General features: G+C 62.1%; 18 protein-coding genes. 7 read left to right on the plus strand and 11 right to left on the minus strand.

Annotation, left to right across the window (positions count from 1 at the left end; genetic code table 11):
• Nucleotides 1-20: 20 nt before the first annotated feature.
• From def (RA29_RS01445) to RA29_RS01465, 5 genes are read left to right on the plus strand one after another with little or no spacing between them, the layout of a single operon-like run.
• Nucleotides 21-539 (plus strand): peptide deformylase, encoded by a 519-nt coding sequence (gene def, locus RA29_RS01445; RefSeq protein ID WP_039682388.1) that lies wholly within the window; start codon nt 21-23, stop codon nt 537-539.
• Complete coding sequence (gene def / locus RA29_RS01450; RefSeq protein ID WP_039682201.1) at nt 536-1,036, plus strand: peptide deformylase; 501 nt, start codon at nt 536-538, stop codon at nt 1,034-1,036. Before def (RA29_RS01445) ends, def (RA29_RS01450) begins: the two co-directional genes overlap by 4 nt.
• Nucleotides 1,033-1,527: a peptide deformylase gene (gene def / locus RA29_RS01455; RefSeq protein WP_039682204.1), complete on the plus strand. Its 495-nt coding sequence runs from the start codon at nt 1,033-1,035 to the stop codon at nt 1,525-1,527. Before def (RA29_RS01450) ends, def (RA29_RS01455) begins: the two co-directional genes overlap by 4 nt.
• A gap of 1 nt (nt 1,528) precedes the next feature.
• Nucleotides 1,529-2,434: a methionyl-tRNA formyltransferase gene (gene fmt / locus RA29_RS01460; protein WP_039682206.1), complete on the plus strand. Its 906-nt coding sequence runs from the start codon at nt 1,529-1,531 to the stop codon at nt 2,432-2,434.
• 10 nt (nt 2,435-2,444) lie between these two features.
• Nucleotides 2,445-2,681 carry a hypothetical protein gene (locus RA29_RS01465; RefSeq protein WP_039682209.1) on the plus strand — a complete coding sequence of 79 codons (237 nt, stop codon included), beginning with the start codon at nt 2,445-2,447 and terminating at the stop codon, nt 2,679-2,681.
• A 5-nt stretch (nt 2,682-2,686) separates the two neighbouring features.
• On the opposite strand, the gene RA29_RS01470 is transcribed toward RA29_RS01465, so the two are convergent.
• From RA29_RS01470 to RA29_RS01520, 11 genes are all read right to left on the minus strand, one after another.
• Nucleotides 2,687-2,944 carry a hypothetical protein gene (locus RA29_RS01470; protein ID WP_039682211.1) on the minus strand — a complete coding sequence of 86 codons (258 nt, stop codon included), beginning with the start codon at nt 2,942-2,944 and terminating at the stop codon, nt 2,687-2,689.
• Between the two features lie 71 nt (nt 2,945-3,015).
• A complete protein-coding gene (locus tag RA29_RS01475) occupies nt 3,016-3,369 on the minus strand; it encodes a hypothetical protein (protein ID WP_039682213.1) in 354 nt (117 codons plus the stop codon).
• A 233-nt stretch (nt 3,370-3,602) separates the two neighbouring features.
• On the minus strand, nt 3,603-4,058 hold the full coding sequence (gene rnhA, locus RA29_RS01480) for a ribonuclease HI (protein ID WP_039682215.1): 456 nt from the start codon (nt 4,056-4,058) through the stop codon (nt 3,603-3,605).
• Complete coding sequence (locus RA29_RS01485) at nt 4,051-4,644, minus strand: class I SAM-dependent methyltransferase (protein ID WP_039682217.1); 594 nt, start codon at nt 4,642-4,644, stop codon at nt 4,051-4,053. The genes rnhA and RA29_RS01485 overlap by 8 nt, the downstream gene beginning before the upstream one ends.
• Complete coding sequence (locus RA29_RS01490; RefSeq protein ID WP_039682219.1) at nt 4,644-5,093, minus strand: DUF3429 domain-containing protein; 450 nt, start codon at nt 5,091-5,093, stop codon at nt 4,644-4,646. The genes RA29_RS01485 and RA29_RS01490 overlap by 1 nt, the downstream gene beginning before the upstream one ends.
• The gene (locus RA29_RS01495) at nt 5,090-5,542 is read right to left on the minus strand and encodes a YdeI/OmpD-associated family protein (RefSeq protein ID WP_039682221.1); all 453 of its coding nucleotides are present in this window, start codon (nt 5,540-5,542) and stop codon (nt 5,090-5,092) included. Before RA29_RS01495 ends, RA29_RS01490 begins: the two co-directional genes overlap by 4 nt.
• The gene (locus RA29_RS01500; RefSeq protein WP_039682223.1) at nt 5,539-6,153 is read right to left on the minus strand and encodes a LysE family translocator; all 615 of its coding nucleotides are present in this window, start codon (nt 6,151-6,153) and stop codon (nt 5,539-5,541) included. Before RA29_RS01500 ends, RA29_RS01495 begins: the two co-directional genes overlap by 4 nt.
• A gap of 212 nt (nt 6,154-6,365) precedes the next feature.
• Nucleotides 6,366-7,643, minus strand: coding sequence for an alkaline phosphatase (locus RA29_RS01505; RefSeq protein ID WP_039682225.1), 1,278 nt, complete (start codon nt 7,641-7,643; stop codon nt 6,366-6,368).
• A gap of 154 nt (nt 7,644-7,797) precedes the next feature.
• Nucleotides 7,798-8,748, minus strand: coding sequence for a 4-hydroxy-3-methylbut-2-enyl diphosphate reductase (gene ispH, locus RA29_RS01510; RefSeq protein ID WP_039682233.1), 951 nt, complete (start codon nt 8,746-8,748; stop codon nt 7,798-7,800).
• A gap of 60 nt (nt 8,749-8,808) precedes the next feature.
• Nucleotides 8,809-9,546: a LuxR C-terminal-related transcriptional regulator gene (locus RA29_RS01515; protein WP_052249402.1), complete on the minus strand. Its 738-nt coding sequence runs from the start codon at nt 9,544-9,546 to the stop codon at nt 8,809-8,811.
• A gap of 159 nt (nt 9,547-9,705) precedes the next feature.
• Nucleotides 9,706-10,278, minus strand: a complete 573-nt coding sequence (locus RA29_RS01520) for an NYN domain-containing protein (protein ID WP_039682235.1) — start codon at nt 10,276-10,278, stop codon at nt 9,706-9,708.
• A 100-nt stretch (nt 10,279-10,378) separates the two neighbouring features.
• Here RA29_RS01520 and folK point away from each other — a divergent pair, with 100 nt between their 5' ends.
• Together folK and rpoZ are read left to right on the plus strand one after the other, a co-directional pair.
• The gene (gene folK, locus RA29_RS01525; RefSeq protein WP_052249403.1) at nt 10,379-10,990 is read left to right on the plus strand and encodes a 2-amino-4-hydroxy-6-hydroxymethyldihydropteridine diphosphokinase; all 612 of its coding nucleotides are present in this window, start codon (nt 10,379-10,381) and stop codon (nt 10,988-10,990) included.
• A 73-nt stretch (nt 10,991-11,063) separates the two neighbouring features.
• A complete protein-coding gene (rpoZ, locus tag RA29_RS01530) occupies nt 11,064-11,417 on the plus strand; it encodes a DNA-directed RNA polymerase subunit omega (protein ID WP_039682236.1) in 354 nt (117 codons plus the stop codon).
• The last annotated feature ends 3 nt before the right edge of the window (nt 11,418-11,420 follow it).

The raw sequence follows: 11,420 nt of genomic DNA on the forward strand, positions 1-11,420 counted from the left end.
CGTTGGCTTACATGAACGCCATGAAACGCCCCATTCTTCTGCACCCTGATCCGCGTCTGAAAAAGACGGCTGAGGCTGTGCCCGACCTGACGGACGAGTTGCGTCGTCTGGCCGATGATATGCTTGAGACGATGTATGATGCGCCGGGTATTGGGTTGGCGGCTCCTCAGGTGGGGGTGTTGACCCGGTTGGTGGTGCTGGACTGCGTGAAGGAGGATGGCGAGGCGCCCCGTCCGCTGGTCATGTTCAATCCGGAGATTGTGGCGTCGTCCGATACGATGAACACCTATGAGGAAGGATGTCTGTCGATCCCCGAGCAGTTTGCCGATGTGACCCGCCCGGCGGAGGTTGAGGTGCGTTGGATCGACCGCGATGGGAATGAGCAGACGCAGGCCATGGATGGCTTGTGGGCGACGTGTGTGCAGCACGAGATTGATCACCTCGATGGCAAGCTGTTCATTGACTACCTCAAGCCCCTGAAGCGCCAGTTGATCACTCGCAAGATGCAGAAGTTGAAACGGGAACGCGCGCGCGCATGAGCGTGCGGCCGATTTTGACCTGGCCGGATGCGCGGCTGGAGGCTGTTTGTGCGCCGGTGGAGGCGATCACGCCGGAAGTGCGTGCGCTGGCCGAGGATATGCTGGAGACGATGTATGCCGCCCCCGGTCGCGGGTTGGCCGCGCCGCAGGTGGGCGAGTTGGTGCGTCTGTTCGTGATGGATGTGACGTGGAAAGAGGGCGCGCGCAGCCCGGTTGTTTGCATCAACCCCGATGCGATTGAGCGCGGGGTTGAGGTGGCCAGCGCGGACGAGGGCTGCCTGTCGATCCCCGGTGTGACCGCCCATGTGACGCGGCCCACGTCGGTGCGCATGGTCTGGACCGATTTGGACGGTGTCGTCCACGACGAATGGTTGACCGGCTTTGCCGCCCTTTGCGCGCAGCATGAGCTGGATCATTTGGATGGCGTGGTGACGCTGGACCGGGTCGACGATGCGCAGCGGGATGCCATTCTTGCGGTCTATGAGGGGGATCAATGACCGTTCGCCCCTTTGTTCCCTGGCCCGACAAACGGTTGCGTACGCCTGCTGAGGATGTGCCCGAGATCACGGACGAGATCCGCACGCTGTGGGCTGATATGGTCGAGACGATGGATGCGATGCCGGGTGTCGGGCTGGCGGCACCGCAGATCGGGGTGATGCTGCGGGTTGCCGTTGTTGATGCGACGCCGGACCGGTCGCGCCGTATCCTGCTGGCGAACCCGGAGGTGCTGGAGGCGTCCTCGGACATCGAGAAGGGGACGGAGGCGAGCCCGAACCTGCCGGGTGTATCGGCTGAAGTGTCGCGCCCCAAGGCCGTCACCGTGCGGTTTTTGAATGAGCAGGGCATGATTGACCGCCGTGATTTCGAAGGGTTGGAGGCGCGGAGTGTGCAGCACCAGATCGACCATCTGGCGGGGCGGATGTATTTCGACAATCTGGGCCGGGTAAAGCGCGACATGCTGCTGCGCAAGGCGAAGAAGGGGCGGTGAGATGCGTGTGATCTTCATGGGGACCCCGGAGTTTTCTGTTTCGGCGCTTGATGCGTTGCACGCGGCGGGGCACGAGATCGTCTGCGTCTATACCCAGCCGCCGCGGCCTGCGGGGCGGGGCAAGAAAGACCGACCCAGCCCTGTGCAGGCGCGGGCTGAGGCCTTGGGGCTGGAGGTGCGCCATCCGGTGTCGTTGCGCAACGAGGTGGCGCAGGCGGAGTTTGCGGCTTTGAACGCGGATGTGGCTGTCGTTGTGGCTTATGGTTTGATCCTGCCGCAGCCGATCTTGGATGCGCCGACCCATGGTTGTCTGAACATCCATGCGAGCCTGCTGCCGCGCTGGCGCGGGGCCGCGCCGATCCATCGCGCCATTATGGCGGGGGACGCGGAGACAGGCGTGTGCATCATGCAGATGGAGGCCGGGTTGGATACCGGCCCTGTGCTGTTGCGGGGCACTACGCCGATTGGGGCGACCCAGACCACGGCGGACCTGCATGACCGCTTGGCCGGGATGGGCGCTGGGCTGATTGTCGAGGCGCTGGCCGGTTTGGCTGATCTGGTGCCTGAGCCGCAGCCCGAGGCGGGCGTGACCTATGCCGCGAAGATCGACAAGGCGGAGGCGGCGATTGACTGGTCCCGTGATGCGGTCGAGGTGGATCGACTGATCCGGGGGCTGTCGCCATTTCCCGGGGCGTGGTTCGAGCATGAGGGCACGCGGATCAAGGTGCTGGGCTCGGTGTTGGCAGACGGTGCGGGGGCTGCTGGTGCGGTCCTGGACGATGCGCTGACCGTTGCCTGCGGCAGTGGTGCTGTGGGCCTGACCCGCTTGCAACGGGCGGGCAAAGGGGCGCAGGATGCGGAGGTGTTCCTGCGCGGTCTTCCACTGTCCAAGGGCACGCAATTGTAGGAGAGCGGGCATGTTTCCCACCCTGATCGGCACCGTCGTGATTGCGGGTATCGTTGGCTATCTGTCTGAAAAGACGCGCTTTACCCATAACGGGATCGTGCAGTCGATTATCATCTGCATCGGCGGCGCGTTCCTGTTCTACTTTGTCCGGCTGATGTTCGGCTTTGGCTTTTCAAGTCCGGGGCTGAACGCCATCGTGTCGTCAATCGGGGCGCTGATCATCGTGCCCACGCACTGGCGGAAGTAACGGCGCTAGTCGCGATCTTTGACCTCGGGTGTCTGCACGTTTGGGCTGAGGTGGCTTGACGGTTTGGCTTCGCGAAAGCCGGGGCCGAGATGGACAGAGGGTTTGGCCGCGCGGACCCCGCTGGCGAGCGGGGTTGGTTTGGGGACAAGCCGTTGTGTCGGGTCTGTCTGGTTGACCAGAGGCGGCATTTCCGGCGTTTGAGCCGCAAGGCTGGAAGTGAGCGCCCCTGCGATCAGCGCAATGCAGAGCAGATTTCGTGTCATTTCTTCTGCTCCTCTTGCTGGTGCCCGCCACACTTATATGGCGGGCCGCCGGTGCGATTTTGAGGATGGGATCAGAAGAATTTCTTGATCAGCACTCTCTTTTTGAACTTCGTTCTGGGGGAGACGTATTTCTTTTTCACGCTGTGGTGCTTGGGGCCATGGAACTTGTGGCCGTGATGTTTATGGCCATGAAATCTGTGGCCGTGGTGTTTGTGCGCGTGGAATTTATGGCCGCGATGAGATTTGTAGCCGTGATGTTTCTTGACCTTGATCTTGAAGTTCGCGTCGATGACTTCGGCGTTTTCGGTATTGGCTGTGGCGCTGACCCAATAGGGTTGAGCGTTGACAGGCGACAGGCTGGTGATGGTGACAGCGGTGGCGATGGCGGCGATCAGAAGCGGGGTTTTGGTGGCTTGCAGGTTCATGTCTGTTCTCCTTTTCGTTGGCGGTCGGGGCCGTGTGTCTTGGGAGAAAGATAGCGCTTTGGGGTTGTAACAATAAGGGACCGATCGGTCACAGGCTGTCATGGAAATGGCAGTGAGATGTGACTGACTTGGCGTGAATAAACAAACTTCTCTTTCAAGATCAGATGTTTGCGTCGGTTGAAACGTGTAACGAACCGCGTGATAAGCGCCGCGGAGTGCAGAGTTTGCGCGTGCTATTTGCCCTTGAACGGGGCCATGCCCGCCCGCGCGAGTTCATCTGCGCGTTCGTTTTCAGGGTGTCCTGCGTGCCCCTTGACCCATTCCCATGTCACCTGATGCCGGGCTTGGGCGGCGTCGAGCCGTTGCCAGAGATCGGCATTGGCGACCGGCTTTTTAGAGGCGTTTTTCCAGCCGTTCCGCTTCCAGCCGTGGATCCAGCTTGTGATCCCGTTTTTGACGTAGTTGCTGTCGGTGACGACCGTGATGGTGCTGGCGCGGTCGAGTGCTTCGAGCGCCGAGATGGCGGCCATCAGCTCCATCTTGTTGTTCGTTGTCTGCGCTTCGCCGCCCTTGAGTTCGCGTTCCTTCACGACCGTCTCGCCGTCCATGGCGCGCAGCAGCGCACCCCAACCGCCGGGGCCGGGATTGCCCGAGCAGGCGCCGTCGGTGTAGGCGAAGAGCTCAGCCACGGTGGGCCTGCAGCACGATGAAGGGGGCGATGTCGCCCGAGAGGCCTGCTTCCTCGCCCTTGCGGGTGTAGGTGAGGGTGAAGCCGGTTTGGGCGAGCAGGTCGTTCAGTGCGTCTTCGGTCATGTAGGAGTAGAGCCGCCCGATGCTGTCGCGCGCCTCGCCCGTTCCCAGCTTGGTGCCGAAGTGGAGGAGGCCGCCCGGCTTCAGGGCGCGGTGGATGGCGGTGAAGTGGGCGGGCCATTCGGCAAGGGGCGTGTGCAGCATGGAGAAGTTGGACCAGATGCCGTCGTAGGTGGCGGTTTCGGTTAGGTCAGCGTAGGTGGCCTGCCGCGCGGTAACGCTGGGGTGGGATTTGGCGAGCGCCAGCATTTCGGGCACCGGGTCCCAGGCGTGGGCGTCGAGACCGGCCTGCGCCATGGCCGCTGCGGCAAAGCCGGGGCCGCAGCCGATGTCGAGGACTGTGCCGCCTTCGGGGACATGCGCGATGAATTTCTGCACCATCGGGTCGGCGCCCGTGTTCTGGACGAGGTCCGCGTACTCGCCCGCTTTGGTGGCGTAGACTTGAAGCGTTTCGCGGTCGCTCATCAGATCACCGTGACGGCGAGGCAGGCCACGACGATGGCCGTCAGCAGCACGCGCAGTTGCATCCACCAGCGCGGGGTCAGGCCCCAGCGTGAGAAGGCGAAGTCGAGCATCAGCAGGCCGATGAAGCCGAAGATGAGGTTTGTTGCGGCACTTGTGGGTCCGCCGCCCGTCATGAAGAAGGCCCAGAGCGCGGGGATGACCGAGAGGACGTAGCCGGTGGCGGCTTGGGAGCCGCTGGCCTTGGTCGCAAAGCCCCAGAGCACGCCGGACATGAACGACAGGATGACCGAGCCGTAGAAGAGTTGCACATAGGGTCCGACAAAGCGCGGCCCGATATTTTCGAGGCCCCATGCGGCGAGCGCGGGGCTGAGCACGGTGAAGGCGCCCCAGATGAAGGGGATCAGGCCGGCGAGGCCGAGGATCAGGGGCGCGCGGGGGATGGAGGTCATAGCTCGGAGATCAGTTTGGCGATGCGTTTGGCCCGGGTGTCGGCCCTTTTGGCCGTGTTGACAAGGTGCAATTTGGCGCGCTGTTGGCCGGGGGTCAAACTGGTCCAGTCTGCGCTGCGTCCCGCCCCTCGGATGGCGGCCATGACATCTTCGGGCACCTCGACAAGTGTGGGATCGACGGGGCGGATGCGTGCATCGAACGGCAGGCCGACGTCGAGCCCGCTGTCGCGCAAGAAGGTCTTGCCCGCGTAGACAAAGGTGCCGTCGAGGACTGGCGCTTTGGTCAGGGCGAGGTTGATGGGGACGTCGCCGAATTCGCCCTCGATCCGCTTGGTTTTCGGGGGTAGGGCGGCGATCACATCATCTGGCAGGCGCAGGATGGTGTAGGTGTTCTTGCCCCATTCGAGCGGTTCGATGACCCCCTCGAACCAGATCCAATTGTTGCTCATGCACGCTCTAGCGCGAGGCGGCCTGCGAGGGCGGCGAAGATCGCGGCAAAGCTGCGGGAGAGCCAGCGCATTACGACTTCGGAGCCGAGAATCCACTGGCGCGCGGCGGCGGCGAAGGTGCCGTAGAGGACGAAGACGGCGAAGGTCATTGCCATGAAGACGAGTCCGAGTGTTGTCATCTCCAGTGTCGCGGTTGCTGCGTTGCCGGAGAGGAAGGGCGGCAGGAGGGCGAGGAAGAAGATCGACAGTTTGGGATTCAGGATGTTGATCAGGGCTCCGCGTCGGGCGATCCGCCAGCCTGCGTCAGCGCTGCGTTGGGACGAGATGTTGAGGGCGCCATCGGAGCGCAGGCTGCCCCAGGCGAGCCAGAGGAGGTAGGCGACGCCTGCGAATTTCACGATGTTGAAGAGGAGCGCGGAGGTGTGGAGGATCGCCGCCAGGCCAAGCGTGGCTGCGGCGAGGTGGGGGACGATGCCGAAGGTGCAGCCCAAGGCGGCCCAGAGCGCTGCGCGCCGTCCTTGGCCGAGGCCGAGCGCGAGGGTGTAGATCACGCCTGTGCCGGGTGCGATGACCACGACCAGTGCCGTGAGCAGGAATTGAAGGGAGAGCATTGCAGGACCTCGCGCGTTTATCGGACGAGGGTAGGCGGTTGGTGGGGATCGGTAAAGAGCGCAGAGGATGCCTTGAGCGTGTCGGTCCGCGTGATTTCTATACTGGCGATGCCCAAAGTGGCTTTGCGCGCGGCCAACATGCGCGGAGTGCTGCCGCAATGACTGGGCGGGGCCGGTCCTCAGGGGGCAGGACCGGCCCCATGGTCCGGCGCTTAGTTGGTTGCGCCGAACAGGGTTTGGTGCATGAGCGAATAGACATCCGTGGAGTCCATCAGCGGCGCGATCATGTCGCTGTTCAGGCCTGCGCCACGCACCAGGATGCCCCCGGCGACGTCGCTGTAGCCGGTCCAGGCAATGCCGAAGAATTGGGTATTGCCGTTCGCGTCCGGTGCCGTTTCGAACGCATCGCCGAATGTGCCCTGGACACCATGCAGAATGCCACCGCCTGAGGTCGTGGCTTCGACCGGGCCTTCCTCCTGATGGTAGACCTGCATACCACCGGCGTCGGAATCTGCGGCCATGACCAGCAAGGTATCGTCGCGGTCCTCAAGGAATTCGAGGATCGACCCGACGGCGGCATCGGCCCGGCTGAGCGCCTCCAGTGTACCTGCGGCGTTCATGTTGTTGGCGATGTTGTCTGTGCCCTCCTCTTCGATGACGGCGAAAAAGCCGTCTTCGTTGCGGCTGACGATTGCGAGGGCAACCTCGGTCATTTCGGCGATGGATGGGGCGTTTTCGTTGTAGGTGGGTTTGCCGTCGATCAGGTTCCGTTCGCGTTGCTGGTCGTTGAAGGTGTGGTTATGGGCGAAGATGCCCAGCAGCTTGTCGGTGCTGTCCGGGTCAAGCGCCATCAACTCGTCTCGGGTGTAGACGATGGTGTAGCCCAACTCTTCCGCTTTTTCGATGAGGTTCACGCCGTCTTCGCGCTCACCGGGGCCGTGCTGACCGTCGGTGCCCACGGGCAGCAGGTCACGTTCGCCGCCTGCCATGATGACCTGAGCGCCCGATTCGATCACCTGTTGGGCGATTTCCGCTGCGTTGCTGCGGCTTTCGTTGGAGGCCACGAAAACTGCTGTGCCGGGTTCCGAGATGTGGCCCGACTGGACCAGCGCCACAGCCTTGCCTGCCTCCATCGCCTCTTGCGCGATGGACATGTCCTGCCCCGACGCGGCGGTCAGCGGTTCGGTTCCGTTCATGCCGAAGCTGTCGGCCAGCACTTTGACCCCGTAGGCGTGCACGGTCGCACCGCCGTGGGAGGTGCCGCTTACGCGGTCGGCCATGTGGCCGGTATAGACGCCGAGTGCTGGAAGCTTGTCCCAGTTCAATTCGCCATCCGGACCCACCGTGTGCATGCGGGCAGCCAGCCAGTGATTGACCCCGGTGCCATCGGGATGGAAAAAGATGACGTTGCCCCGTTCCTGGGCAAAAGACGCCGCCGCGGAAACGAGGAATAATCCGGTTGCCAAGGCGATGCGTGCAGGTGTGCGCATTGTGTGCTCCGATCTTTGAGTGAGAGTTTGGGTAGCAGCTACCCAAACGACTTAAGAACAGGGGCACGTAACGGAAGTGTGTGGTCCTATGACGTATTCGTGATCGGGGTGGGCGTGGGCAAAATACCGCCCGCGCCGAGGCGCAAGGGACGTGTCAGGCCGGTTCGCGCAGGACGCGGGGCACCTTGAATTCCACGTTTTCGACTGCTGTTTCAACCATTTCCACAGTGACATCGTAGCGGTCGCGGAAGGCGTCGATCACTTCGTTGATCAGCACTTCGGGGGCGGATGCGCCTGCGGTAATGCCCATGGAGGTGATCCCGTCGAGCGCGCGCCAGTCGATGTCTGTCGCCCTTTGCACCAGCTGGGCATAGTTGCAGCCCGCGCGTGCGCCCACTTCGACCAGACGTTTGGAGTTGGAGGAGTTCGGCGCGCCGACCACGAGCATGGCGTCGCATTTTGGGGCCATCGCCTTGACCGCTTCCTGGCGGTTGGTGGTGGCGTAGCAGATGTCTTCCTTGTGCGGGCCGACGATGGCCGGGAAGCGGGACTGGAGCGCTGCCACGATGTCGGCCGTGTCATCGACCGACAGCGTGGTTTGGGTGACGAAGGCGAGTTTGTCGGGGTCGCGCACATCGACCGTTGCCACGTCTTCGACCGTTTCAACGAGCAGCACTTCGCCCTCGGGCAACTGTCCCATGGTGCCGACCGTTTCCGGGTGGCCCGCGTGGCCGATCATGATCATTTGCAGGCCGTTGTCGGCGTGGCGTTGCGCCTCGATATGGACTTTGGAGACCAGCGGGCAGGTGGCGTCCACATAGATCATTTCCCGCGCCTTGGCCGCGTTGGGGACGGATTTGGGCACGCCGTGGGCCGAGAAGATGACGGGGCGGTCATCGGGGCATTCGTCGAGTTCCTCGACAAAAACGGCGCCCTTGTCGCGGAGACCGTCCACGACGAATTTGTTGTGCACGATCTCGTGCCGGACAAAGACGGGTGCGCCCCATTTGTCGAGCGCCATTTCTACGATCTTGATGGCGCGATCGACACCGGCACAGAACCCGCGGGGCGCGGCGAGATAGAGGGTCAGTGCGGGCTGTGGCATGGCGGCTCCTGTTGTTGTCCCAGACCTAAGCGCTTGGGCGCATCGGGTAAAGGGTGCGCGCTAGTCAGGGTTGGCTTGGCCAAAGACCAGCCGCGCCGCTTCGGCCCGGTTGTGGATGCCCAGTTTGCGGTAGGCCGTCTTGGCGTATTCGCTGACGGTGTTGAGGCTGATGCCGCAGACGCGCGCGGCTTCCTTGCGGCTGAGGCCGCGGGCGAGCATGTAGATCACCTCCGCCTCGCGCGGGCTGAGCGCGTCGAGGGAGGCGGGCATTTCCGGGGCGATGAGGGCCGGGGCATGGTCGGTCTGGGTGCCTGCCAGTTCTTCGAGCCTGCGGTGGATCAGAAGGCAGAAGAGCCGGAACTGTTCGGCTTGCAGCCACATCTGTTCGAGGAACGTCTCCCGGTCGAGCGTGGTGCCGAGGTTGAAGCCGCCATAGCGGTCGGCACCGCGCAGGCGGGTTGGGATGCCGAAGCCTGTCAGAAACCCTTCGGCCCTTGCGGTCTTGATGAACGCCTTGGCCGCGTCGGGCAGGTAGTCGTGATCGGGCAGAAATTCGGGGCCGGTGCGCGTGATGTCGTAGCTGTTGCAGCAATGGCTGAGGAACGGGTCGGTGTCGGGGCTGGCCTGCGTGTAGAGCCCCGGACAGGTTGTCATAAGCACGCTACCCTGCGCCGGTGTCCCGGTCGCAGTGATATAGATCACGTGGCGAATGCCCCGTTTGCGCAACGTCTGTACCACGCCGTCCCACAATGCGTTGACGCATGTGAGGTGTTCCAGTTCTTCAGCATCACGAAACATGCTGCGATCCCCCCAATCGGGGGGATATTTACACAGTTGTTTTTGTTTTAAAACTGCGGGGTGTGTCAGAGATGAGGCACGCCATATTTGAGCACGAACCCATTTTTATATGACGGGCAGGGACATTGCGGTGTCACTGCCCGTTCATGCAGGGGCAATTTAGCCTTGTGCTTGCAGCTTCTGTTCCCGCTCGGGCATCGGTTCGCGCGGGGGGCGGCCGATGACGTCCTTCAGCTCGTCGAGCTCGATGAAGTTGTCGGCTTGGCGGCGCAGATCGTCCGAGATCATCGGCGGCTGGCTGCGAATCGTCGAGACGACAGACACGCGCACGCCCTGGCGTTGAAGGCTTTCCACCAGCGGGCGGAAGTCCCCGTCGCCCGAAAACAGCACGATGTGATCCACGCGCGGGGCGAGTTCCATTGCATCGACGGCGAGTTCGATGTCCATGTTCCCCTTGACCTTACGCCGACCCATGGAATCAGTGTATTCCTTGGCCGGTTTGGTCACCATGGTGAACCCGTTGTAATTCAGCCAATCCACGAGTGGACGGATCGGTGAATACTCGTCGTTTTCAAGCAGGGCTGTGTAGTAGAACGCGCGCAGCAATTTGCCTCTACGCATGAATTCTTGCCGCAGGAGTTTGTAGTCGATGTCGAACCCAAGCGCTTTGGCTGCGGCGTATAAGTTCGAGCCGTCGATGAACAGTGCTAACCGTTCGTCTTTGTAAAACATAAAATGTCCTTCCGAAAATTCGGGGTTCCGCCTGTGATTTCCGTGAGTGAGTGCGTAAAAACGCGAAACGGCGGTGGTTGAAAAATAGGTGTTTTTTATTATGTCGCAAGTCACGTCTGGGGTCAAAGCGAGCGAAACCCTGCCGCAAAACCCCTCAAACCTGGTGATTGCACTGGGGTCAAACAAGTCCTCTGACGTAGGGTCACCTGCAGAAACCTTGGAAAAAGCACTCGTGGAGCTAGAAGAATCGGGTGCATCAATTCGTGGGCAAAGCCGCTTTTTTCGGACACCTGCTGTGCCTGCGGGCAGCGGGCCCGACTTTGTGAATGCCGTTGTTTTGCTGAGTGCGACGTGGTCGGCGCCCGAGGCGATCACGCGTTTGCACGAGATCGAAGCCGATCTTGGGCGCCGTCGGATGGTCCGTTGGGAACAACGTGTGATTGATTTGGATCTTTTGGCCTTTGGTCACGAGGTAAGCCCAGACGTTGCGACGTTGCGTCAATGGATGGATTTGCCCCTGGATCAGCAGCAGAAAGCGGCCCCCGGTCAGTTGCTGTTGCCCCACCCCCGGTTGCATGAGCGTGCTTTTGTACTTGTTCCGATGGCAGAGGTCGTGCCGGATTGGGTGCATCCGATCACCCGGCGCACGGTCGTGGAGATGCGGGATGCCCTGCCAGCCGACGATTTGGCCGCCATCACCCCGTTGGAATAGCGACTTGTCATTCGCTGTAATCGGGCCTAGATAACGGCCTTCTATCCTATCTTGCCTAAGCTGGAGCATTCCCATGGCCCGCGTGACCGTTGAAGACTGCGTTGACAAGGTTCCGAACCGTTTCGAACTGGTGATGCTTGCCGCACACCGTGCACGCGAGATTTCCAGCGGCGCGCCGATTACCGTGGACCGCGACAACGACAAGAACCCTGTCGTGTCCCTGCGCGAAATTGCCGAGGAAACACAGTCTTCGGAAGAGCTGCGCGAGCGTTTGATCGAATCAAACCAGAGCCAGATCGAAGTGGACGAGGCCGAAGAGGACGCAATGGCGCTTCTCATGGGGGCCGAGCAGGACAAGCCGGAAGAAGACAGCATGTCCGAAGAGATGCTTCTGCGTCAGCTTATGGCCGCCCAAGGCCAGGGCTGACCC

The sequence above is a fragment of the Tateyamaria sp. ANG-S1 genome (genome assembly GCF_000814025.1).
Classification (GTDB): Bacteria; Pseudomonadota; Alphaproteobacteria; order Rhodobacterales; family Rhodobacteraceae; genus Tateyamaria.

Coding starts and splice junctions, on each gene's coding strand:
- RA29_RS01500 (WP_039682223.1), bottom strand. CDS start 6,153: ATGCTCTCCCTTCAATTCCTGCTCACGGCACTGGTCGTGGTCATCGCA.
- RA29_RS01475 (WP_039682213.1), bottom strand. CDS start 3,369: ATGAACCTGCAAGCCACCAAAACCCCGCTTCTGATCGCCGCCATCGCC.
- RA29_RS01495 (WP_039682221.1), bottom strand. CDS start 5,542: ATGAGCAACAATTGGATCTGGTTCGAGGGGGTCATCGAACCGCTCGAA.
- folK (WP_052249403.1), top strand. CDS start 10,379: ATGTCGCAAGTCACGTCTGGGGTCAAAGCGAGCGAAACCCTGCCGCAA.
- ispH (WP_039682233.1), bottom strand. CDS start 8,748: ATGCCACAGCCCGCACTGACCCTCTATCTCGCCGCGCCCCGCGGGTTC.
- RA29_RS01520 (WP_039682235.1), bottom strand. CDS start 10,278: ATGTTTTACAAAGACGAACGGTTAGCACTGTTCATCGACGGCTCGAAC.
- RA29_RS01490 (WP_039682219.1), bottom strand. CDS start 5,093: ATGACCTCCATCCCCCGCGCGCCCCTGATCCTCGGCCTCGCCGGCCTG.
- RA29_RS01470 (WP_039682211.1), bottom strand. CDS start 2,944: ATGACACGAAATCTGCTCTGCATTGCGCTGATCGCAGGGGCGCTCACT.
- def (WP_039682201.1), top strand. CDS start 536: ATGAGCGTGCGGCCGATTTTGACCTGGCCGGATGCGCGGCTGGAGGCT.
- RA29_RS01465 (WP_039682209.1), top strand. CDS start 2,445: ATGTTTCCCACCCTGATCGGCACCGTCGTGATTGCGGGTATCGTTGGC.
- rpoZ (WP_039682236.1), top strand. CDS start 11,064: ATGGCCCGCGTGACCGTTGAAGACTGCGTTGACAAGGTTCCGAACCGT.
- def (WP_039682204.1), top strand. CDS start 1,033: ATGACCGTTCGCCCCTTTGTTCCCTGGCCCGACAAACGGTTGCGTACG.
- RA29_RS01485 (WP_039682217.1), bottom strand. CDS start 4,644: ATGAGCGACCGCGAAACGCTTCAAGTCTACGCCACCAAAGCGGGCGAG.
- fmt (WP_039682206.1), top strand. CDS start 1,529: ATGCGTGTGATCTTCATGGGGACCCCGGAGTTTTCTGTTTCGGCGCTT.
- def (WP_039682388.1), top strand. CDS start 21: ATGAAACGCCCCATTCTTCTGCACCCTGATCCGCGTCTGAAAAAGACG.
- RA29_RS01505 (WP_039682225.1), bottom strand. CDS start 7,643: ATGCGCACACCTGCACGCATCGCCTTGGCAACCGGATTATTCCTCGTT.
- RA29_RS01515 (WP_052249402.1), bottom strand. CDS start 9,546: ATGTTTCGTGATGCTGAAGAACTGGAACACCTCACATGCGTCAACGCA.